The sequence below is a fragment of the Defluviitalea raffinosedens genome (assembly GCF_016908775.1).
GTDB classification, from domain to species: Bacteria; Bacillota; Clostridia; order Lachnospirales; family Defluviitaleaceae; genus Defluviitalea; species Defluviitalea raffinosedens.
Genome location: NZ_JAFBEP010000018.1, coordinates 37,387 through 59,137, shown reverse-complemented (window position 1 = coordinate 59,137; position 21,751 = coordinate 37,387). Strand labels below are relative to the sequence as shown.

The window sequence follows — 21,751 nt, the reverse complement described above, 5'->3', positions numbered from 1 at the left end:
TAGTTTTTCAAAACTCCTTTATTTATTATACTGGATAAACTTTATTTGCTGTATCTGCTAAAGCAGGGTCAACCTTTGTTTTTTGTGCTTGACGATATTTAAAGAATTCTTCTGCCACTTGTGGGAACAATGCATAAGATAAAACATCTTCGTCCTGTTCTTTATATTGCTTCATTTCTGCTTCAATTTTTTCTAATTCAGGCTCTAATAAATCGGCAGGGCGACATGTAATAGGTTCTTCGTCTCCAATAACCATTTTTCTAACTTCTTCTGAAATAGGCACTGGAGTTTTTCCATATTCACCACGAACAAGCGCTTTAGATTCTTTTGTAACCATTTTATATCTTTGATTCATTAATACATTTAAAACCGCTTGAGTTCCTACAATTTGGCTGGATGGAGTTACTAATGGAGGATATCCAAAATCTGCACGAACTCTTGGGATTTCTTGTAACACTTCATAGAAACGATCTTCCGCATTTTGTTTCTTAAGCTGTGAAACCAAGTTGGACAACATACCTCCTGGAACCTGGTACATAAGGGTCTTAATATCAACACCCAATACTTTAGGATCAAGAAGTCCTTCTTCCATTGCTTTTTCGCGAAGAGGTCTGAAGTATTCTGCAATCTCGGATAATATTTCCTGATTAAGGCCAGAATCATATGGAGTACCTCTGAAGGTTTCCACCATTACTTCTGTAGCTGGCTGAGAAGTTCCCATAGAGAAAGGTGACATAGCTGTATCAATGATATCAGCTCCAGCTTCAACACCCTTCATATAAGTCATTGCTACAACGCCACTGGTATAATGTCCGTGGAGTTCAATAGGGATTTTTACAGCTTGCTTTAAGGCAGATACCAATTCATATGAATCATATGGAAGTAATAATCCTGCCATATCCTTAATACAAATTGAATCTGCTCCCATGTTTTCAAATTGCTTTGCTAATTTCACATAGTATTCAAGTGTATGTACTTCACTTAAAGTATAAGAAATAGCAACTTGCGCATGACCTTTTTCTTTTTTGGTTGCCTTTATGGCAGTTTCCAGATTTCTTGCATCATTTAACGCATCAAATATACGGATGATATCAATTCCATTTGCAATACTTTTTTGAACGAAATATTCAACAACATCATCTGCATAGTGACGATATCCCAAAATATTTTGTCCTCTTAATAACATCTGGAGTTTTGTGTTTTTTATAGCTGCTCTTAGTTTTCTTAAACGTTCCCATGGATCTTCTTTTAAGAAGCGTAAACATGCATCAAATGTTGCGCCTCCCCATACTTCCATAGAGTAGAAGCCTACTTGGTCCATTTTTTCTGCTATAGGAAGCATTTCTTCAGTTTTCATTCGTGTTGCAATCAAAGATTGATGCGCATCACGAAATGTAGTATCTGTAATTTTTACTGGTCTATTTTGAACTTGTTCTGACATCGTTCTACCTCCTTCTTAGATTATATTAACCGAAGATTGACAATAATACTCCTGCTGCAACTGCCGAACCTATAACTCCTGCAACGTTCGGTCCCATCGCATGCATCAGTAAGAAATTCGTTGGATTTTCTTCTTTACCTACTTTTTGTGCCACACGGGCTGCCATAGGTACTGCAGAAACCCCCGCTGCACCGATCAGAGGATTGACTTTTCCTCCAGATACTTTATACATGATTTTACCAAAAAGAACTCCAGCCGCTGTTCCAATTGAAAAAGCTACCAAACCAAGGGCTATAATACCTAAAGTTTTTGGATTTAAAAAGTTTTCTGCACTGGCTGTTGCGCCAACAGTAGTACCTAAGAATATTGTTATGATATACATCAAAGCATTGGATGCTGTTTCAACTAATTTACCTACAACACCGCTTTCTCTCATTAAGTTACCAAACATAAGCATTCCTATAAGAGGTGCTGCTGATGGAAGCAAGAGAGAAACTAATATTGTAACGATAATTGGAAATATAATTTTTTCATTTTGAGAAACAGGTCTTAACTGTTCCATTTTTACTTTTCTTTCTTCTGGAGTTGTTAACGCTCTCATGATTGGTGGCTGAATAATAGGCACCAAAGCCATATAAGAATAAGCAGCTACAGCAATAGGTCCTAATAAGTGCGGGGCTAGTCTGGATGTTAGATAAATCGCTGTTGGACCGTCTGCCCCTCCGATAATACCAATACTAGCCGCTTCTGCACCGGTAAAGTTAATTGCTGGTATAACGTGTTTTAATAACAAAGCTCCAATGAATGCAAAGAAAATTCCAAATTGAGCTGCTGCTCCTAATAAAATACTTCTTGGATTTGCAATCAGGGGGCCAAAATCCGTCATCGCTCCTACTCCCAAGAAAATAAGAGGTGGGAAAATTCCTAATTTAACGCCTTGATATAAATAATAAAGAATACCGCCTACTTCACCATTGGAAGGACCTGACATCATTCCTGCCAGAGGTAAATTCGTGAGCAACATTCCGAAAGAAATTGGTAACAATAACAAAGGCTCATACTCTTTTTTAATTGCAAGATATATTAAAACCAATGAAACGCCAATCATAATGACACTGCTTATCGTTAAGCCGGCAAAACCAGAAGTAGAATACAAATCTCCTAACGTATCTACGATCATGTTTATAAAGTTCATTTGACTTGCTCCCTCCTTTTCAAATGATGGTCAGGATATTAGCCGATGGTTGCGATTAAGTCTCCTGTATTTACAGACGCTCCTTTGGATGTATTGATAGAAGCTATTTTACCGTCAGCTGTTGCAACAATTTCATTTTCCATTTTCATTGCTTCAAGAATAGCTATTGTATCTCCTACTTTTACGCTATCTCCTACACTTACTTTAATGTCTAAAATTGTTCCAGGCATTGGGGAAGTAACTTTTGTAGCACCTGCTGGTACTGCTGCTGGTGCAGAAGCTTTTTGTGGCGCTACTTTTGGAGCTGCAGGTGCCGCTGGTGCAGGTGCCGCAGTTGCTGGTGCCGCTGCTGGAGTCACTGCTTGACCTCCTTGTAATTCTTCCACTTCAACTTCATATATATTTCCATTTACTGTAACTTGAAATTTTCTCATTTTAACTCCTCCTTTAATATTAGAACTTAATTAAAATGTATTTTGAACTTGATTCATTCGGCCTGCTTTGTTCCACGCCGAACCATTAGAATTAATTCTTCTGAAAGAACGCACTCTTAATTGATCTGTAGAAGTTTCTAAACTGGCTGCGATCGCTGCAGTAATCACAGCAATTAATTCTAAATCATCTTGCTCAATAATTTCTTCTGATGCTTCTTCTTTGACCGCTGTTTCTTCAATAACTGTTGCTTCTTGCTTTGGTGCTTCTACTTTTTTACTGGAAGGACCTTCGGCAAGAACACGAAAGAGATCAAGAATGAAGGATAAAGCAATCAAAGCCAGAAATGTTACTCCCATACCAATGACTGTTACCATTAAACCATGAATAAATTCTTCCATTTTATCACCTCACGTTTATTTAAACCGTGCCATGCTTTTTAGTTGATCTTTGCTCTCTTTTACTATAAAGCATTTCTAAAGCTGCAATTACGCGTTTTCTTGTAGCCGCCGGTTCAATAATATCATCAATGTATCCTCTTGCGGCAACTGTATATGGACTAGCTTGCATAGCAGAGAACTCTTCAATTTTTTCTGCTCTTAAGCTGTGAGGATCTTCGGATGTTTTTAATTCTTCCGCATACATAATATTTACTGCCCCTTCCGGATTCATCACAGAAATTTGAGCAGTTGGCCAAGCAAAAACAATATCAGCACCTATATGTTTACTGTTCATTGCAATATAAGCACTTCCGAAAGCTTTTCTTACAATGACATTTACTTTTGGAACTGTTGCATGAGCAAATGCATATACCAGCTTACTGCTTTGCTTTAATACTCCTCTTTGCTCTTCTTCAACAGAAGCCCTAAAGCCTGCCACATCTGTAATAGAAACAATAGGAATATTAAAGGCATCACAGAATTGGATGAATTCAGCTCCTTTTTGGGCAGCTTTACTGTCTAGCAGTCCACCTTCTTCTTGAGACTGGTTAGCTACTATTCCTACAGTGCTTCCATTAAGACGAATGAAACCAACCACAAGATTTTTAGCAAATTGGGCTTGTACTTCAAAAAGTTCTCTGTCATCAGCCAGAGATCTTATAACTGTCTTAATATCAAAAGATGCATTCAAATCATCTGGAACAATGGAATTCAAAACAGAATCCACACGATTTAAATCATCATTTACTTCATAAACAGGTGCATCTTCCAAATTATTCGCAGGAAGATAAGCAATTAATTTTCTTACATTCTCAATGCACTCTTCTTCTTTATCATATTGGAAATGTACCATTCCACTCTTTTCACTATGTACTTTGGCACTTCCTATAGTATCAAAAGTTGCACTTTTACCTTCTGGACCTTCAATTGTATTTGGGCTGTTCATAAACAATCTTGCATTTTTAGAAACCATAAAAGTAAAATCTGAAAGTCCCGGTATAAATCCAGCTCCACCTACGCAATCTCCGAGAATAACAGAGATTTGAGGGATCACTCCAGATGCAAGGGATTGTCGCAAAAACAGCTTTCCATAGCCATCCAGACCATCTACACTTTCCTGGAGTCTCAATCCAGCTGAGTCTAAAAATGCAACGATTGGAGCTCCCATTTTCATTGCTTGATCGTAAAGAGAATTAATCTTTTGTGCATGCATTTCACCCACAGATCCTCCAAGCACAGTAGAATCCTGGCTATATACATATACCAATCGCCCTTCAACAGTACCATAACCTGTTACAACTCCATCAGCAGGAGCCTCTTTATCTGCCATATTGAAGGCTGTAGAACGGTGTGTAACAAATGTACCAATTTCTACAAAACTGTTTTCATCAAGAAATTTTTCGATGCGTTCTCTAGCAGTCAACTTGCCATCAGTGTGAAGCTTCTTGATTTCTGCTTCACCGCCGCCCATTTTTATTGCAGAACGACGTGCATCGAGTTCATTTACTTTAGACAATGTACTCATTTATAACCCTCCATTTTTAAATTTTAGGCTCTCAAAAAACGCAACAATCGCCAAGTTTATTCTACATTATTATTCTAATCCATGCAAGTACTTTAAAAATATAAAATATATTAAATTTATAACTTTTTTATAACTTTTGAACTAGATAAATAACTGGTGGATTCCCTGAACGGTTTAGAAATTTAAACTTTGCAGTAAGAAATATTTTATTGTCCAGCTTGCTTAGAAATTTTTCAACGGCTTCTTTTTCATCTTTTCCGCCAGCATGTCCCCAGTAACTTAATATAGTAATAAATCCTCCCCGGGATAACAAGCAAGAAGTCTTTTCTAATGCTTCTACAGTCGATTGAGGTTTCGTGATCAATTCTTTATCTCCACCAGGTAAATAACCCAAATTGAACATAGCTCCCCCAATAGGTTCAAAAATATATTTGTCAATATTGCTATGACTGTCTTGAATGAGGCTGACTCGTTCCAGTAATCCTTCATTTTCCAATCTTCTTCTCACATTCTCAATAGCGCACTCCTGAATGTCAAATCCAATAACCTTTCCCTGAGGTCCTACCGCTTTTGCCAAAAACAACGTATCAAAGCCGTTACCAAGTGTTGCATCTACTACCAAATCTCCCGGCTTAATGATTGGTCTTAGTATTTCATGAATCATTTCTGTTAATTTGGTATTTAAAAACAATTCATCACCTACTTTGATACTATGAGCATCATTTCTCTAATCAGTTTAGCTGCTAATAGAGAAGTACGGTCAGCCACATCGTATACAGGAGAAACTTCAACCAAATCAAACCCTACGATATTAAGAGAATTAAAAAGCAAAATACTCTCAATCATTTCCTTTGACGATATCCCTCCAGCTTCAGGTGTTCCAGTAGCACAAGCATATGCAGGGTCCAAAACATCGATATCTAAGGTAACATGAATCGGTCTGCCTTTTAATTTCTCAATGCATCCTTTAAGCGGTTCCAATACCTCAAAGGGATAGAAGTTCAGATTCTTTTTAGCAAATTCAAACTCTTCTTTTGTTCCGGAACGAATGCCAAATTGATAGATATTCTTAGGATTGATAAAATCACAACAGCGTCTTATTACTGTTGCATGGGATCTGTTTTCTCCAATATAGTCTTCTCTGAGATCAGCATGAGCATCAATATGAATAAGTACCAAATCCTTTTTATATTTATTGTAAACTTCCTGAATGACAGGAAGACTTATTAAATGCTCTCCCCCTATTACTATAGGAAGTTTGTGATCATCCAATACTTCCTTTGTTGCTTGTGAAATAAGCGACAAACATTTGTCCACATTCCCAAAAGGAAGATCCAAGTCACCGCCGTCATAATAAGAAATATCTTCCAGACTTTTATTTTGGTAAAAGCTATATTCTTCGATACCTATGGATACTTCTCGAATCTTCATGGGCCCTTGCCTTGTACCAGGTCTGAAGCTGGTTGTAAAGTCCATTGGCACACCAAATAAAATGATATCTGCGTCTTCATACTTTTCAGCTGAACCCATAAAATGCGGAAAAAGCGTCTGTTTATTCTTTAGTATGCTCATACACATTCTCCTACTTAGTTAATAATTCAACAAATCTTGGTAATACAAAACATGCTTTGTGAATCTGCGGTGTATAATATTTGGTATCTATATCAGGGATTGCTGTAATGTCAACAGCCTCCGGATCATATTTTTTAGAACCTATTGTAAATGTCCACATACCACTGGGATAAGTAGGAATATTACAGGTATAAAGTTTTGTAATAGGGAAGATTTCTTTGACATCTTTGAAAACTTTTTTAATAAGTTCTCCTTTAAACCAAGGATTGTCAGTCTGCGCGACAAATATACCATCTTCTTTTAAAGTTTCATAAATACCTTGATAAAAACCTCTCTCAAACAGCGGAGCTGCTGGCCCTACCGGTTCAGTAGAATCAACCATGATCACGTCATATTTATTTTTATTTTTATGTATGTGCATAAATCCGTCGTCAATCAATACTTGTACTCTTTCATCATCTAATTTGCCTGCTATGCTTGGAAGATACTTTTTAGAGTATTCGATTACTTTTCCATCAATCTCAACTAAAACAACCTTTTCTACTTCTGGATGTTTTAAAACTTCTCTTATAGCTCCTCCATCTCCGCCTCCGACAACTAAAACGTTTTTCGGATTAGGATGAGTAAAAAGCACTGGATGGGTCACCATTTCATGATATACAAATTCATCTTTTTCGGTAGTCATCACCATCCCATCCAATACCAGCATGTTACCAAATTCTTTAGTTTGGATCATATCCAACTGCTGATACTGCGTTTTTTCCGTATGAAGGCTTTGAATCACCTTAGCAGTGATACCAAAATTTTCAGTTTGCTTTTCAGTAAACCAAAGTTCCATTGACTTGCTCCTTTCATAAAGTTTATATGTTTTTTAAGTAATCAATCTCTTTTGGTGTCAGACTTCGATATTTGCCTACAGGAAGATCTCCCAACAAAATTTTTCCAATGGCAATCCTTTTTAAGCGAATTACAGGATGTCCTATAGCTTCGCACATCTTTCTGACCTGCCTGTTTCTTCCTTCATGGATCGTAATTTGAAGGGTGGCATTATTTGAAGATGTATGAATCATCTCAACCTTTGCAGGAGCTGTTTTATAATCGTCTATCACAACTCCTCGTCTCAGCTTATTCAATGAAGCTTCACTGGGAATCCCCTTAACGGTTGCCAGATACACCTTATCAATATGGTGTTTTGGATGGGTAATTTTATAAGTTAAATCCCCATCATTAGTAAGCAGCAGAAGTCCGGATGTATTATAATCCAGTCGACCAACAGGATAAACTCTCTCTGGTACAGAATGGAGTAAATTCATAACCGTCGGCCTATTAAACTGGTCATTTACAGTTGTAACATAATTTTCGGGTTTATTCAACAAAAGATATATCTTCTTTTTTTTAATTTCTACTTTTTTATCATTATAGTAAACAATATCCTGATCAGGATTTATTTTTGTACCTAAACTGGTGACAACCTGACCATTTACCTTTACTTTACCTTGAAGAATATACTCTTCCGCTTTTCTTCTCGATGCAATTCCTGCATCTGCTAAAAACTTCTGAAGTCTAACCTCTGCTGTTTTTTTCTTTTCAGTATTCATATGTTCCTTCCCCTCATAAAAAAATAATAGGCTAAAGGTCATTCCTTTTCACCTATTATTATACCGTACTTGGTCAATCTTAACCAATTATTTAATACTTTCTTTATACATGCTGGAAAGTCATGTCTCTCAATGTCTCTGTCGGCAACCAATGACACAGTTCCTAGAATCTCATCCCCTAAAATCACTTTCGCCCTTCCAATTTCCTGCCCTTTAGTTACCGGGGCTTCCACAGACTGTGGGACATCAATTTTTATTTGGACTTTAGACTTTTCCTCTTCATTTAGGACGGAAACAATAGTTTTGTCAGAATATAAAGAGACGCTGGTTTCTTTTGCCCGTTCTACAGGTATCGTTTTAAGAAGTTTATTTTTTTCTAAAAGACAAACCTTCTTGTAATTCTGAAAACCATAATTCATGATTCTCTTGGTATCAACCCATTTTTGCTCTTTTCCTCTGGATCCCCATCCGCTGGCAAGTACAACAGAAATGAGCTGCATTCCATTTTGATTGGCAGCGCCTACAAAGCAATAACCTGCTTTACCTGTATAACCAGTTTTTACGCCATTTGCTCCGGGATATTCATATAAAAATCTATTTGCATTACTTAAATAATAAGAGCGAAAATTCCCTTCCTTAGGGATGGTAATCTGTCTTGTATTAATGATTTCAACAAATTTAGGATTTTTCATTGCATAACGGGTAATCAATGCCAAATCATATGCTGTAGACTGATGTCCATCTGCATCCAGTCCATTAGGGGTTCTAAAAACTGTATTTTTTGCTCCCAGCTCTTTTGCTTTTTGAGTCATTTTTTCACAAAATGCTTCTACAGAACCACTGATATGCTCAGCAATTGCAACGGCAGCATCATTAGATGATTTCATCATCAGCGCATAGAGCAGGTCTTCCAATCTCTGTTTTTCTCCGGCTTTTAGTCGAAGTTTTACTTCTGGAGCCAGGGCAGCTCTTTTGCTTACTGTAACAATATCGTCAAGCATTCCACTTTCTAACGCAAGGATACATGTCATGATTTTTGTTGTACTTGCCATTGGCCTTGGTTCATGGGCATTTTTTTCCCACAGTATTCGCCCTGTATCCGCTTCTATTAGAATAGCTGATTGTGCTTCTACTTTAGGCTCATTGCTTTCTGCTCCATAAGCTGGAGATGCAAATATAAGAAGTAATATAACAGATATCATCAGTCTGAATTTCCTTTTAGTCATACCTTACTCCTTTTAAAAATCCTTATATTTATCATAAAAGGTAACAGCTTATTTTATGCAGAAATTTTATTTCTCAGATTCATAAACTTCCAATACTTTTGTTAAGTTCTTTTCACTATTTTCTTTGCTCTCATCTTTCACTTTTCCTTTACTTTTCCCTTTTGAATTAAAATAAGTTCCTAATTTGCCAATAAGTTCCGGTACTTCTTCCATTACTTTTGACATGGTTCCAAAGTGATAATTTACATGCCTTATTTGCACCTTACCATCTTCAACCACCATAAATGCGACTGGCTGAATACAGACTCCGGCACCGCTTCCTCCTCCAAAGGGGAATCTTTCGGAATGACCACTTCCTTCATCACTAGATCCGTCATCCCTCATAGCAGTCCCATACTCAGCTCCTCCCGCGGCAAAGCCGAATGTAGCTTTTGTGATAGGCATAATCACTGTTCCTTCAGCAGTTTCTATTGGATCCCCTACTACCGTATTGACTTCAACCATTTCTTTTATATTGCTCATTGCAGTTTTCATCAAGGATTCAATGGGATGTTGATTCGAATTTGTCATCTTTAAGCCTCCTTTTTGTAATAAAATACTGATAAACGACGAAAACAGGATGAATCATCATCTCACAAGTCAATGAAATATTGGTCGCGGAAGAATCAAATTGAGGAAGTATTCGATAATAATGTTTTTTTATTGTAATGAATTGATGAACAAAATAAACTATATTGGGCAGTATGCTGTAAATTAAACCATAAAGAAGAGCTGTAACAGCCGGATCACCTGTACCAAGATGCAACTTCAAATCCAGGGAATTGATGTATATATGCTTCTTAAATTTTTCAATTCTATTCCATATTATTTTTGCTGAATTTTTATAGTTTATGTATGATTTTGTTGAAAAAAACTTGCTATAATTTCCCTTTAGATATTCCTCAATTTTAGTCTGCATATATTCAACAAGATTAAGTTTGTAAATTCTAATATACCGAAATAAATATACACTTACGGTTAAATCCTGATTCTCGCCTCTTTTTTCATAATGAATGATTACTTTCAAGATTTCACCTGCTTATTTTGTTACATTTAAATTTATTTTTCCCCAAGATCAATAAACCATGCAAAAAACAAAAATGACCAAAAGAAGCTTTTCACTCCTCTTGGTCATCAAATAACCCTATTTGCTTTACTTCATTTTGCACTTCTTTCTGAAGCTGTTTCAGCAATTCTTCTTGAAGCTGAGGAAGTTCATTGATATTTTTAAAACCAAAATATCTTAAAAACTCCTCCGTCGTTCCAAATAAAATCGGCTTGCCTGGTGCTTCCATTCTCCCCACTTCACAAACCAGATTATACTCTATTAATTTATTAACTACGTGATCAGAGCGTACCCCTCTGATTTCTTCAATATCAGCCTTAGTTACAGGCTGTTTGTAAGCAATGATTGCTAAAGTTTCTAAAAGAGCCTGAGTCATATTAAATTTTTTAGGATTTTGATAAAAAGATTGAATTAACTCAAAAAACTGAGGACTTGTACACATTTGAAATGCATTATTCACTTCAATAATCTGAATACCCCGCCCTTCATCCCTGTACCTGGCAATCAAATTCTCAATAATATTTCTCGTTGTATGGAGATCTTTTTGAATAATTTCAGATAATTTTTTCAGTGAAACAGCTTCTCCCGATATAAATAAAATTGCTTCTATCGCAGCCTCATCTTTCGTCAGTTTCATTTACATCCATCCCATCATACGTCATAATCAAAATATCTTTGAATGGGTATTTTTGTTCAATTTTAACTTTTTTACTTCTTATTAATTCCAATAAAGCCAAAAAAGTCACGACAATTTCCATTTTGTCTGAGTCTTCATAAAATAATTCATGAAAATGAATAACAGGGTATATCACCAATAAATCCATAATATATGTAATTTTATCTTCAATTTTATAAACATCTCTTTGAACAGATTTAAACCCACTTCGTACAGTATCAATCTTTCTTTCTTTTCTCTTCAATAAGTCCTGAAAAATAGAAAACATATTTTGGAGCGTAATACCATCCAAAATCTCAGAAATCTCTACCGGTACATCCTGAAGCATATTTTTTACATGCTGCGGCAATGTTGAATTTCTATAAAACACCTTTTGTGCTTCTACTTGCCTCATCTTTAATTCTTCTGAGAAATGTTTGATTTTCTTATACTCCAAGAGTTTATTCACCAATTCTTCTCTTGGATCCTCTTCTTCTTCCTCTTCTTTTTTAGGAATCGGCAGCAACATTTTAGATTTGATTTCTAAAAGGGTTGCAGCCATCACTAAAAACTCACTCATATTGTCCATATTTCTTTCCTGCATTGCATCCACGTATTCCATAAATTGGTCTGTAATAAGGGCTATTGGTATATCATAGATATTGATTTTATTCTTCTCTATCAAATGAAAAAGCAAATCAAAAGGGCCTTCAAATGCTTCTAATTTTACTGTAATACTCAAATCTTGTACCCCTTTTCATTATAATCCAATCAGCTTGATTAAAAAATTATATATCTGCAAAACTATTGGGTTTAAAAGCATAGGAATAGCGCCAATCAGTAAAAGTATGATCAAGATAATCTGCAGTATATATTCATACTGTATAATTTTAAAATAGGTCCTTGGAGGAATAAGATTAAATAATATTTTTGAGCCGTCCATAGGAGGTATGGGAATTAAATTAAAAATTGCCAATACTATATTGATATAGATTCCATAGAGCAAAATTTGAAAAAACAAATCATATTCTATGTTATACACATTCAAAAGCTTTAATATCATTGCGAATACAACTGCTATAAGTAAATTAGCTATACAACCAGCTAATGATACCATAATCATTGCTGGTTTTCTATTCTTAAAATTCGTGGGATTTGTATGTATTGGTCTGGACCATCCAAAATTCATAAAAAACAGCAATATTAGGCCTATAGGATCAATATGAGATATTGGATTAAGTGTTAGTCTCCCTTCTTTTTTCGGTGTTTTATCCCCGAAGCAATATGCCATCAGTCCATGGGCAAATTCATGAAAAGTAACTCCTACCAATATTCCTAGTATTTTTATAATTATTTCCAATATAGGATTGTTCAAAATCCGTCCTCCTTTTAGTGTTAATCAAAAGATTTTTAAGATATTTACTAGGTATATTGTAAAGGTATAACATAAAAATTTCAAATATAATTTTAAGCGCCTAAGAAAATTCTTAGGCGCTTAAAACTTAGAACCATTGTTTCAATAGTACATTCATCATAGTTTTCAGGCTTGCTTTCTTTACAGAATCTGTCGCAACTAAATCTGAACGTCCAACTTCTTTGTCCTGGAATAAGTAAATGATTTCTCCAACTTTCATACCTTTTTCTACAGGAGCTTGAATATATTCCGGCAGTTCAACTTTTGATTCGATTTTTTGATTGGCTATTTTTTTGCTCACCAATAATTTTACATCTTTTTTAATTGCACAATCTACAGCAGGTACATTCCCCTTATATACTTTGACACTGCCTACTACTTTTCCAACCGGATCTCCTTGAATAACCGCATAATTTGCAAAGCCATAGTTTAACATTTTAGCTACTTCTGAATTTCTTGCTTGTTTACTTTTCGCTCCCATAACAACTGCGATTAAACTCAGTCCGTCTCTTTCAGCCGTTCCCGACAAGCAATACATAGACTGACTTGTAAAACCTGTTTTAAGTCCATTGGCTCCTGGATACCATTTGAACAAATTATTGGTGTTGGTAAGGCCGAATTCTTCTTCTCCTCTTCTTGTTTTATGAATAATGGTATCTGTCCAAATCGTTGCAAGTTCATGGATCTCAGGATATTTATTGATTAATTCTCGCGACATCAAGGCAATATCATATGCAGATGTCACATGGGCATCATCATGTAAACCACAGGCATTGACAAAATTTGTATCGTTCATTCCCAATTCTTTAGCTTTTTCATTCATCATCTTAACGAAAGCTTCTTCACTTCCGGCAATATGTTCTGCCATAGCCACCGAAGCGTCATTGGCAGATGCAACTGCTATGCATTTGGTTAAAGTTTTCACTGTTTGCTGTTCATTTGGCTCTAAATATACCTGAGAGCCCCCCATACTTCCTGCATGTTCACTGACAGTAACTATATCATCCCAACTGATTTTTCCGTTTTCAACTGCTTCATAGATCAGAAGAAGTGTCATAATTTTGGTCACACTGGCTGGATAGCGTTTTTCGTGCATATTCTTTTCAAATAGAACTTTACCGGTTTTTGCTTCCATAAGTACAGCAGCAGGAGATTCTATCTGAATTTCAGCATTGGCCTGTTGCGGACTTGTTTCTTCCCCTTCTGCAACACTAAAAGGTACAAGATTGATCATCAAAACGATTATAAGTATAATTGCTACACGTCTATAAAATGACATAGTCTACCTCCTTATGCACTTATTATGTTTTTCTCTATATTTAGGGTAGACCAATTTTGATAAAATATGCACATGAATACAAGGGATGTAATTCTTTCCACAAAAAATGGAATGGCCAAAACCATTCCATTTAAAAGTTTATTGAATCACTTTATAAACATATTTTACAGGAGCAGGTTTTTCTTCACTGATCCTGAAAGCTTCCTTTGCTATATTCTGTGCTTCGTTAGTATTCTCAAGATTTGTATGTAAGACGCAAATGGTCTCTCCAACATCTACTTTGTCCCCAATTTTCTTCGTAAGAGTAATTCCGGCGGCAAAATCGATCTTATCTTCTTTCGTTCTTCGGCCTGCGCCCAAAAGCATAGCAGAAATTCCTATGCTTTCTGCATTGATGGATGTGATATATCCTGAAGAAGAAGCTTTTATTTCGATGTGATGTTTTGCCTGAGGAAGTAATTCAGGATGATCAACAACCTCTGGATTGCCTCCTTGAATTTTAATAAATTCTTTGAATTTATTGATGGCTTCTCCATTTTCAATTTTTGCTTTCAAAACTCTGAAAGCTGAATCAAAATCATTGTATGCTCCTCCCAGTACTGCCATATGAGAAGCAATGGTCAGCGCAATAGTAGTTTCATCTTCAGCGCCTTTATTACTTAATACATCAATAACTTCTTTTATTTCGTTAGCATTTCCTACCTCATGGCCAAGGGGTTGATCCATATTGGTAAGAACTGCTATAGTTTTCCTGTTTAAAGATTTTCCTATATCAACCATCGTCCTTGCCAATTCTTCCGCATCATCTATGCTCTTCATAAATGCACCGGATCCTACTTTTACATCTAATACAATGGCATCGGAACCTGAAGCAATTTTTTTGCTCATTATAGAGCTGGCAATTAAAGGAATACTATCTACTGTCGCTGTAACATCCCTTAAAGCATAAATTTTCTTATCAGCAGGCGTTAGGTTGGCTGTTTGTCCTACAATAGCCATTTTATAAGTGTTTACATTGTGTATAAATTCACTGCTATCCAGTTCCGTTCTGAAACCTTCTATAGATTCTAATTTATCAATGGTTCCACCGGTATGCCCTAGTCCTCTTCCACTCATTTTAGCAACAGGAATGCCCAAGGAAGCAACCAAAGGAATGATAATTAAGCTAATCTTGTCTCCTACCCCGCCGGTAGAATGTTTATCTACTTTAATGCCTTCAATAGAAGACAAATCAACCACATCTCCTGAGTGAACAAAAGAAAGCGTAAGATTTGAAATCTCTTGCTTAGTCATCCCCCTAAAATATACTGCCATTAAAAATGTCGAGATTTGATAATCCGGTATTTCTCCCTGTACGTATCCACTAATGATAAAATCAATCTCTTCTTTAGTTAATTCTTCGCCATTTCTTTTCTTTAATATGAGATCATACATTCTCATGATTTTCCACCCTCTTTAATTTTTCTTTAATATTTCTTTGGCAAAACTTTCACCGTTTTTAATTCTGTCGGTACCCAAAATTTCACCTATCGTCTGACCAATATCTGCAAAAGTTCTTCTAGTTTTTAAATCTACGTTTTGATTAAGTTTTTTTCCATAGGCTATAAAAGGAACATATTCTCTTGAATGGTCCGTACTAGGGGTCGTAGGATCACATCCATGATCCGCATTAATCATTAATACATCGTTTTCTCCCATAGCATCCAGTATTTCAGGAAGTCTTTTATCAAATTCTTCAAGTCCCTGGGCATAGGCTTTATAATCGTTTCTGTGACCCCACTTCATATCAAAATCGACTAAATTAGTAAATATTAGTCCTCTATTGTTTTGCTTCATATATTGTATGGTCTTATTCACGCCATCCATATTATCCTGGGTATGAACAGCTTCTGTAATACCTCTGCCTGAGAAAATGTCTTCAATTTTTCCCACTGCAATAACATCTAAATTCTTATCTTTGATTTTGTCTAATATCGTATCGTGAGGAGGTGCCAGAGCATAATCACGTCTATTTGGAGTTCTTGTAAAACTTCCAGCTTTTTTTCCTATAAAAGGCCTTGCGATCACTCTTGCGACAGCATGTTCTCCCACAAGCAAATCTCTGGCGATGGAGCAAATCTCGTATAATTTCTCAATTGGTATCACTTCTTCATGGGCAGCAATTTGAAAAACACTATCGGCTGAAGTATATACAATGGGATAACCGGTTCTTAAGTGTTCTTCACCTAATTCTTCTAAGATTTCTGTTCCCGAAGCAGGCTTGTTTCCCAAAGTTTTGGTACCGATCGCTTTCTCAAAGGCTTCAATAATCTCTTTGGGAAATCCATTGGGATAAGTAGGAAATGGTTTTTCTGAAAAAACTCCAGCCATCTCCCAATGACCTGTTACCGTATCTTTTCCATTGGAAATCTCTCCAAAACGCCCAAAACAACCCAAAGGTTTTTCCGTTTTAGGTAGTCCGATCATTCCTTCTATATTGCCAAGCCCTAAAGACACTAAATTAGGAACATTAAGGCCTCCAACCATTTTTGAAATATTGCCAATGGTATTACTTCCCTGATCGCCGAATTTGTGCGCATCTGGCAATTCTCCCATTCCTACGCTATCTAAAATAATCCATATTATTCTGTCAATCATTTTTCTCCCACCTTTCTGTAATGATTATTCCTCTATTTAAAAATCTATATTCAATATTCAGAAAACAAAAAAGGGCCTAAGCCCTTGGATGTGCTTTAGAATAAACTTCTTTCAGCTTATTTCTATTTAATTGTGCATAAATTTGAGTTGTGGATATATCTGAATGCCCAAGCATCTCCTGAACAGATTGCAAATCAGCTCCATTTGCAACAAGATGTGCAGCAAATGAATGTCGTAACATATGTGGAGTAATCTCTTTATTGATATTCGCTTTTTTGGAATATACTTTAATAATCTTCCAAAATCCTTGTCTGGTCATTGGTTTACCATTACAATTTACAAATAAGGCAGATTCATTAGGATCTCGAATCATCGCAAACCTTACTTTTTCTAAATATAATTTAAGAGCTTTAACGGCAGATGCACCTAAAGGAATGATTCTCTCTCTTGAATGGTTAGGATCAGCGCACTTTATATATTCTAGAGTTAAATTCACATCACTTTCTTCTAAGCAAATTAATTCCGAAACTCTAATCCCTGTAGCATATAAAACTTCAAGCATCGCCTTATCTCTGATCCCTTTAAGATCCTTTTCATTGGGTTGCCGTAGTAAAAGATCTACTTCTTGAACAGATAGGATTTCGGGAAGCTTCTTTTCAATCTTAGGAGACTCTAAATCTTGGGTTAAATCTTCTTTGATCACATTTGTCTTCTGTAAGAATTGAAAAAACGAGCGAATAGAAGCAATATTCCTTGAAATTGTCGAAGTCGATCTCCCTTTTTTTTGCAGATTTAACAAGTATGCAGTTATATTTGTTCGAGTAACATCCTGAATTTTCTCTATCCCTGAGTCTTTTAAAAAGCAAATAAAATGTCGAAGATCTCTTTGATAGGAAAGAATCGTATTTTCTGATGCACCTTTCAAATCTCTTAAATAAACTGCATATTTTTCAACGACTTCTTCCATCTTATGTACTCCTTTGTATTTGCTAATATTTCCAAGCTATTTTTAATTATAAAATATTTCGTATAAAAAGTCGATATTTTTCCCAAAAAATTTACGCGAAAATGCAACATATTTCTTTAGAAACTCATCCAATCATTTTAGGCATAATCATTTCCATGAAAAGTGGTGAAATAAAGGTCTCTATAACACCTGTCAAAAGGACAATCAGTAAACCGATCAAAAGAACCAAACCATATTCGATCCACTTTCCTTTTCTCTCTTTTAAATATTTCGGATTACTTTTATAATTGGACAAGGCAAAATTAATGCTAGCAGCAGATATAAATACTATCCCCGGAATGAGCACAATACTCTGCGGAAGACAAGATACTATGCTAAATGTAAAACCATTCCATCCATAATGTATGAATAAAAAAGCCGAAGTGAATCCATAAGAAAATCCCTTTATAAAAACCGCTAAAAGAACAAAAGGTATTCCAATTAAGCCAAGTCCTAAAGCCCACATAATTCCTATCGTTTTACCATGGGACCAAAATGCTTGCTGCAAAGCTACAGAACGAGAAAAGCTTTCCTCGGGAAATCTGAGAAAAAACTCATTCAAGTATTGCAATAATTCTTCGTTCTGAATTGAATTCATATAATTGGCAAATATTGCTCCAACACAAATTCCGATTAGTAATACGAAAATACTTATTCCATACAACATATATGTTTTTGAAATGCTTTTTTGTCTGTTCCTCACAGCTCTCTTCCTTTCAGTAAATAAAATCCTTCTAATTCAAAACTTTTGGCTTTCCAATTAGAAGGTTTCGTCAAAAATAATATATGAATCTCTGAAAGGAAATAGAACTGCTTGTACACTTAATTACTCTTTACTTTCCAAAAACCTCTTTGCGCCAAAGATTCCTGAAATCGTTTTAGCATCTTCAATCCTGCCGTCAAAAATCATTTCCAGTGCTTCATTCAAAGAATGTTTTTCTACATTCACAAACTCATCCTCATCTAAATTCTGTTCACCTTCATGTAAACCTTTGGCTAAATAAATATGTATTTTTTCTGTGCAAAAACCTACTGCTGTGTAAATAGAGAATATATGATAAAACTCTGAAGCTTTATATCCCGTTTCTTCTTCCAGCTCTCTTTTTGCACATTCCAGCGGATCTTCTCCTGCTTCCAGTGTTCCTGCTGGAATCTCAAGCAGCTCCTTTCCCGTAGAATGTCTGTATTGACGAACAAAGAATATATTCCCCTCTTCATCCACAGGAACAACTGCCGCTGCCCCATTATGCAACACAAGTTCACGCTCTGCAGTCTTACCATTTGGCAAAGTGATCGTGTCTTTAACTACAGATATAATAGCCCCCTTATAAATTTCATCTCTTGAAACTGTTTTATGTTCCAAATTCATTTTATTTCTCCTTTCATTCATAAACTTGTCCCTTTAAGAATACACTAAGAATAACTATAAAAAATGAGGTGATCATATGAAAACAATTATTACAGAAAATCAATTTACATGTGTGGGTAAAATCGATGAAATTATTTCTTACCTCTCGGATCTTCAAAATCAGTACAAAACAATTAAAGAATATATCTACGAAAAGCAAAAGTTCTTACGAAAGTAAATTGGTTAAAAGCATGCCGCAAGCGCCCCCTGTTCTGAAAAAAACAGGATCTTCTTTCATACTTCTTCCCATGGTTTTAATACATAAATTATGCTTTTCCATTATAGAAATGGTATTTTCATTTAAAAAAGAAATCTTATGTTTTTGATCTAATTCGAATGATTCATATTGCTTAACTATAAAATCTTTTTCATATCCTGAAAGACACGGAAAAGCCATATGACAGGATACTAAGCAATAAGAACCCATAGCTGTTAAAAAATGATGACTTATTCCATAGTGTCTTTCTCTTTTTTCTTTAAAACTCACTCTTGGGACACAAATCGGAATACCTCCCATAGAGTAAACAATATGCGCATTGTTAGCTATCTCCATGCCGGTAAAACCAAATTTTGTTCCAGTCCCTACGTGCCCCGGTCCCATAATGACAATAGCAGCATCACATCTTGCTATATATTTTGCTCCAATCAAAGCAGTATAAAGATTTACTGCCTCAAAGTCTCCTCCAAAAGCGTTGCCACAAGTAATTGTGCAATCAAGGAGCTGCTTTTCTTTAAGCATGCGAACAATATGACTAAATCCGATGGGTAAGGCCCCTCCATCAGTCATAATATAGGCAATACGTACATCTGGTCTGGCTTCTTTAATGACTGCAGCTAAGGGCGGAAGCATACTATGAATGCTTCCTATAGCAACAGGCATTCCGCCTAAGGATGTAAAAGAATTAATAACATGAGGATAGATTTCTTCTATCGTTAAGCATTTTATTTGAACAGGCGTATATCTTAATTTCATAATATGTCCAGAAGGCTCTGAATGGATCTCACATGTATTGTTGTTCGAAACAACAAAGTGATATCCTCCTGTTCCCAAATTTAAATCTACTGCAGTTGTATTCAATTTAACAATATCTCCAATTGAAACTTCTCCAGTAATTTGGGGATATACGATAGCCTTGTATTCCGTCTCATTAATCATCGCAAGAATTTCAATCATATCATTATGTCTTTCTAAAATCCGGGTTACTTTTCCTTCTCTCAAATGAATCATGAAAAGCTCCTTTTAGAAAACTATTTATCCCAATTATAGCCATCTTTCCGTTATTTTATTCCAGTTTTTGAAGCTTAACTAAAACATTCTTTAATACATCATTAAGGTTTAATTGATTACAATCCAAAAAGCTTAATAAATTGATTTTCTCATCTTGTGTCAAATACAAGCAGATTTCTTTTCTAGATTGATCATCATTATTTTTGTCTTTTGGGATTGCAGCAACAGCCAAAGTATCTGCCATCTCATTCCATTGATTTCCGCTATGCCCTTTGACCTTAATCCACTCAACTTGTCTTTCTTTTTCCAGTTGACGCATTTCCAGCCATAAGTCCTTATTTTCCACCGGTTTCTTTGATGATGTCATCCAGCCATTTTTCTCCCATTTGTCAATCCATTTTTGATTAAAGCAATTAATTACATACGCGGAATCAGAATAAATTCTAACATGACTATGGGGAGGAGTATTTTTTAATGCTTCAATGACTGCCCGCATTTCCATCCTATTGTTGGTTGTTGCGCTTTCACCACCTGATAATGCAGGTCCATCCACAAAAACTGCAGCCCATCCCCCCGGCTGCAAGCCTTCTCCTTGATTATTAGTGCAAGCTCCATCCGTATATACTTCAAACAGGGACATAATATCCTCCTTAACCCATTTTCTTAGTTTTTTCAAAGCACGCATTCATTGCCTCAATAATACTGCTTCTGAAACCAGATTTTTCTAATGCAGCCACTGCTTCAATCGTAGTACCGCCTGGAGAGCAAACCGCATCTTTTAACTCCCCAGGATGATTACCTGTTTCTAACACCATTTTAGCAGAGCCTAAAACGCTTTGGGAGGCTAATGTATATGCCAATTTTCTTGGAAGTCCCGCCAAAACTCCGGCATCTGCCATGGCTTCAATCATCATATATACATAGGCAGGAGAACTGCCCGATATGGGTACAACTGCATTCATTAACTTTTCTTCTATTTCTTCCATTACTCCAAAAGAAGAAAAGAATTGAATGATGTCTTCTCTTTCTTCTTTGCTAAATGCATCATCAGAAAAACTTACTGCACTCATTCCTTCTCCGATTAACGCGGGAGTGTTTGGCATGGCACGAACAATTTTTATCTTATTTGACAGTTGCTTTTTAATCGAATCAATGGTAATCCCTGGTGCAATACTAATAATGATATGGCTATGATTCACTGCTTCTTTTATTTCTTCTAATACAGAAGCATAATATTGTGGCTTTATGGCTAATACTATGTATTTTGCGCCATTTACCAGATCTTTATTGCCACTGCATGGTTCTATATCTAATTGATTTTTAATCCATTGGATTCTTTCCTTGGATGCATCTGTAAAAATAATATCATCCTTTTTCCCATCCTTGATTAAACCTTTCAACATAGCATATCCCATATTTCCTGCACCAATAAATCCATATTTTTTCATATTTAGCCTCCTTTGTTTCTTTAATATTAAATCAAATTATACCATAAAAAATAGAAACATTTATGTTTAATTCAATACATAAAATATAAATACTATGAAAAATCATTGACAAAGATTGCTGTATAGATTATAATAAATCATA

Annotated in this window: 25 protein-coding genes; 1 reads left to right on the top strand and 24 read right to left on the bottom strand. The window is 35.7% G+C overall.

All coding sequences use genetic code 11. The features are described from left to right. Positions 1-25: 25 nt before the first annotated feature. The 21 genes from JOD07_RS11970 to JOD07_RS11870 form a co-directional block, all read right to left on the bottom strand. Positions 26-1,441 carry an oxaloacetate decarboxylase subunit alpha gene (locus tag JOD07_RS11970; RefSeq protein ID WP_158741580.1) on the bottom strand — a complete coding sequence of 472 codons (1,416 nt, stop codon included), beginning with the start codon at positions 1,439-1,441 and terminating at the stop codon, positions 26-28. Between the two features lie 25 nt (positions 1,442-1,466). Beyond that, positions 1,467-2,627 (bottom strand): sodium ion-translocating decarboxylase subunit beta, encoded by a 1,161-nt coding sequence (locus tag JOD07_RS11965; protein WP_334299660.1) that lies wholly within the window; start codon positions 2,625-2,627, stop codon positions 1,467-1,469. A gap of 47 nt (positions 2,628-2,674) precedes the next feature. Continuing rightward, positions 2,675-3,070 carry a biotin/lipoyl-containing protein gene (locus tag JOD07_RS11960; RefSeq protein WP_158741578.1) on the bottom strand — a complete coding sequence of 132 codons (396 nt, stop codon included), beginning with the start codon at positions 3,068-3,070 and terminating at the stop codon, positions 2,675-2,677. A gap of 30 nt (positions 3,071-3,100) precedes the next feature. Further along, positions 3,101-3,469, bottom strand: a complete 369-nt coding sequence (locus JOD07_RS11955) for an OadG family protein (RefSeq protein WP_158741577.1) — start codon at positions 3,467-3,469, stop codon at positions 3,101-3,103. Positions 3,470-3,488: 19 nt separating this feature from the next. Continuing rightward, complete coding sequence (locus JOD07_RS11950; protein ID WP_465220795.1) at positions 3,489-4,979, bottom strand: acyl-CoA carboxylase subunit beta; 1,491 nt, start codon at positions 4,977-4,979, stop codon at positions 3,489-3,491. 181 nt (positions 4,980-5,160) lie between these two features. Next, positions 5,161-5,724 (bottom strand): tRNA 5-(aminomethyl)-2-thiouridylate-methyltransferase MnmM, encoded by a 564-nt coding sequence (gene mnmM, locus JOD07_RS11945; RefSeq protein WP_243144632.1) that lies wholly within the window; start codon positions 5,722-5,724, stop codon positions 5,161-5,163. Positions 5,725-5,732: 8 nt separating this feature from the next. Further along, positions 5,733-6,605, bottom strand: coding sequence for an agmatinase (gene speB / locus JOD07_RS11940; RefSeq protein ID WP_158741575.1), 873 nt, complete (start codon positions 6,603-6,605; stop codon positions 5,733-5,735). 10 nt (positions 6,606-6,615) lie between these two features. After that, positions 6,616-7,443 (bottom strand): polyamine aminopropyltransferase, encoded by an 828-nt coding sequence (speE, locus tag JOD07_RS11935; RefSeq protein WP_158741574.1) that lies wholly within the window; start codon positions 7,441-7,443, stop codon positions 6,616-6,618. A gap of 22 nt (positions 7,444-7,465) precedes the next feature. After that, positions 7,466-8,203 carry a pseudouridine synthase gene (locus JOD07_RS11930; RefSeq protein WP_158741573.1) on the bottom strand — a complete coding sequence of 246 codons (738 nt, stop codon included), beginning with the start codon at positions 8,201-8,203 and terminating at the stop codon, positions 7,466-7,468. A gap of 38 nt (positions 8,204-8,241) precedes the next feature. Beyond that, the gene (locus JOD07_RS11925; RefSeq protein ID WP_180322479.1) at positions 8,242-9,429 is read right to left on the bottom strand and encodes a D-alanyl-D-alanine carboxypeptidase family protein; all 1,188 of its coding nucleotides are present in this window, start codon (positions 9,427-9,429) and stop codon (positions 8,242-8,244) included. A 66-nt stretch (positions 9,430-9,495) separates the two neighbouring features. Further along, a complete protein-coding gene (gene ytfJ / locus JOD07_RS11920; protein ID WP_204614109.1) occupies positions 9,496-9,999 on the bottom strand; it encodes a GerW family sporulation protein in 504 nt (167 codons plus the stop codon). Next, positions 9,971-10,495 (bottom strand): DUF2953 domain-containing protein, encoded by a 525-nt coding sequence (locus tag JOD07_RS11915; RefSeq protein WP_158741571.1) that lies wholly within the window; start codon positions 10,493-10,495, stop codon positions 9,971-9,973. The genes ytfJ and JOD07_RS11915 overlap by 29 nt, the downstream gene beginning before the upstream one ends. Before the next feature lie 91 nt (positions 10,496-10,586). After that, entirely contained in the window at positions 10,587-11,171 is a 585-nt protein-coding gene (gene scpB / locus JOD07_RS11910) for an SMC-Scp complex subunit ScpB (RefSeq protein WP_158741570.1), read from the bottom strand. Next, positions 11,152-11,931, bottom strand: coding sequence for a segregation and condensation protein A (locus JOD07_RS11905; RefSeq protein WP_158741569.1), 780 nt, complete (start codon positions 11,929-11,931; stop codon positions 11,152-11,154). The genes scpB and JOD07_RS11905 overlap by 20 nt, the downstream gene beginning before the upstream one ends. 18 nt (positions 11,932-11,949) lie before the next feature. After that, positions 11,950-12,564 carry a site-2 protease family protein gene (locus JOD07_RS11900; RefSeq protein WP_204614101.1) on the bottom strand — a complete coding sequence of 205 codons (615 nt, stop codon included), beginning with the start codon at positions 12,562-12,564 and terminating at the stop codon, positions 11,950-11,952. A gap of 127 nt (positions 12,565-12,691) precedes the next feature. After that, positions 12,692-13,882 carry a D-alanyl-D-alanine carboxypeptidase family protein gene (locus JOD07_RS11895; RefSeq protein WP_158741567.1) on the bottom strand — a complete coding sequence of 397 codons (1,191 nt, stop codon included), beginning with the start codon at positions 13,880-13,882 and terminating at the stop codon, positions 12,692-12,694. A gap of 138 nt (positions 13,883-14,020) precedes the next feature. Beyond that, the gene (locus tag JOD07_RS11890) at positions 14,021-15,322 is read right to left on the bottom strand and encodes a pyrimidine-nucleoside phosphorylase (protein WP_158741566.1); all 1,302 of its coding nucleotides are present in this window, start codon (positions 15,320-15,322) and stop codon (positions 14,021-14,023) included. Between the two features lie 15 nt (positions 15,323-15,337). After that, positions 15,338-16,516: a phosphopentomutase gene (locus JOD07_RS11885; protein ID WP_408609352.1), complete on the bottom strand. Its 1,179-nt coding sequence runs from the start codon at positions 16,514-16,516 to the stop codon at positions 15,338-15,340. Between the two features lie 79 nt (positions 16,517-16,595). Continuing rightward, on the bottom strand, positions 16,596-17,486 hold the full coding sequence (xerD, locus tag JOD07_RS11880) for a site-specific tyrosine recombinase XerD (RefSeq protein ID WP_204614099.1): 891 nt from the start codon (positions 17,484-17,486) through the stop codon (positions 16,596-16,598). 124 nt (positions 17,487-17,610) lie between these two features. After that, the gene (gene spoIIM / locus JOD07_RS11875; RefSeq protein WP_158741563.1) at positions 17,611-18,228 is read right to left on the bottom strand and encodes a stage II sporulation protein M; all 618 of its coding nucleotides are present in this window, start codon (positions 18,226-18,228) and stop codon (positions 17,611-17,613) included. 123 nt (positions 18,229-18,351) lie between these two features. Further along, on the bottom strand, positions 18,352-18,894 hold the full coding sequence (locus tag JOD07_RS11870; RefSeq protein WP_158741562.1) for an NUDIX domain-containing protein: 543 nt from the start codon (positions 18,892-18,894) through the stop codon (positions 18,352-18,354). 76 nt (positions 18,895-18,970) lie between these two features. Between JOD07_RS11870 and mciZ the strand changes: the two genes are divergently transcribed. Next, positions 18,971-19,111, top strand: coding sequence for a Z-ring formation inhibitor MciZ (gene mciZ / locus JOD07_RS11865; protein ID WP_158741561.1), 141 nt, complete (start codon positions 18,971-18,973; stop codon positions 19,109-19,111). Here mciZ and JOD07_RS11860 read toward each other — a convergent pair. From JOD07_RS11860 to proC, 3 genes are read right to left on the bottom strand one after another with little or no spacing between them, the layout of a single operon-like run. Continuing rightward, positions 19,100-20,161 carry a DUF3866 family protein gene (locus JOD07_RS11860; protein ID WP_158741560.1) on the bottom strand — a complete coding sequence of 354 codons (1,062 nt, stop codon included), beginning with the start codon at positions 20,159-20,161 and terminating at the stop codon, positions 19,100-19,102. The genes mciZ and JOD07_RS11860 overlap by 12 nt on opposite strands. 55 nt (positions 20,162-20,216) lie before the next feature. Continuing rightward, the gene (locus JOD07_RS11855) at positions 20,217-20,801 is read right to left on the bottom strand and encodes a ribonuclease H family protein (protein WP_158741559.1); all 585 of its coding nucleotides are present in this window, start codon (positions 20,799-20,801) and stop codon (positions 20,217-20,219) included. A gap of 10 nt (positions 20,802-20,811) precedes the next feature. Continuing rightward, complete coding sequence (gene proC / locus JOD07_RS11850) at positions 20,812-21,609, bottom strand: pyrroline-5-carboxylate reductase (protein WP_158741558.1); 798 nt, start codon at positions 21,607-21,609, stop codon at positions 20,812-20,814. Positions 21,610-21,751 lie beyond the last annotated feature (142 nt).

Bases quoted from the DNA above. Each gene is read 5' to 3' on its own strand.
- JOD07_RS11970 (WP_158741580.1), bottom strand. From the start codon at position 1,441: ATGTCAGAACAAGTTCAAAATAGACCAGTAAAAATTACAGATACTACA.
- JOD07_RS11960 (WP_158741578.1), bottom strand. From the start codon at position 3,070: ATGAGAAAATTTCAAGTTACAGTAAATGGAAATATATATGAAGTTGAA.
- JOD07_RS11955 (WP_158741577.1), bottom strand. From the start codon at position 3,469: ATGGAAGAATTTATTCATGGTTTAATGGTAACAGTCATTGGTATGGGA.
- JOD07_RS11950 (WP_465220795.1), bottom strand. From the start codon at position 4,979: ATGGGCGGCGGTGAAGCAGAAATCAAGAAGCTTCACACTGATGGCAAG.
- speB (WP_158741575.1), bottom strand. From the start codon at position 6,605: ATGAGCATACTAAAGAATAAACAGACGCTTTTTCCGCATTTTATGGGT.
- speE (WP_158741574.1), bottom strand. From the start codon at position 7,443: ATGGAACTTTGGTTTACTGAAAAGCAAACTGAAAATTTTGGTATCACT.
- JOD07_RS11930 (WP_158741573.1), bottom strand. From the start codon at position 8,203: ATGAATACTGAAAAGAAAAAAACAGCAGAGGTTAGACTTCAGAAGTTT.
- JOD07_RS11925 (WP_180322479.1), bottom strand. From the start codon at position 9,429: ATGACTAAAAGGAAATTCAGACTGATGATATCTGTTATATTACTTCTT.
- ytfJ (WP_204614109.1), bottom strand. From the start codon at position 9,999: ATGACAAATTCGAATCAACATCCCATTGAATCCTTGATGAAAACTGCA.
- scpB (WP_158741570.1), bottom strand. From the start codon at position 11,171: ATGAAACTGACGAAAGATGAGGCTGCGATAGAAGCAATTTTATTTATA.
- JOD07_RS11895 (WP_158741567.1), bottom strand. From the start codon at position 13,882: ATGTCATTTTATAGACGTGTAGCAATTATACTTATAATCGTTTTGATG.
- JOD07_RS11890 (WP_158741566.1), bottom strand. From the start codon at position 15,322: ATGAGAATGTATGATCTCATATTAAAGAAAAGAAATGGCGAAGAATTA.
- xerD (WP_204614099.1), bottom strand. From the start codon at position 17,486: ATGGAAGAAGTCGTTGAAAAATATGCAGTTTATTTAAGAGATTTGAAA.
- JOD07_RS11870 (WP_158741562.1), bottom strand. From the start codon at position 18,894: ATGAATTTGGAACATAAAACAGTTTCAAGAGATGAAATTTATAAGGGG.
- mciZ (WP_158741561.1), top strand. From the start codon at position 18,971: ATGAAAACAATTATTACAGAAAATCAATTTACATGTGTGGGTAAAATC.
- JOD07_RS11860 (WP_158741560.1), bottom strand. From the start codon at position 20,161: ATGATTCATTTGAGAGAAGGAAAAGTAACCCGGATTTTAGAAAGACAT.
- JOD07_RS11855 (WP_158741559.1), bottom strand. From the start codon at position 20,801: ATGTCCCTGTTTGAAGTATATACGGATGGAGCTTGCACTAATAATCAA.
- proC (WP_158741558.1), bottom strand. From the start codon at position 21,609: ATGAAAAAATATGGATTTATTGGTGCAGGAAATATGGGATATGCTATG.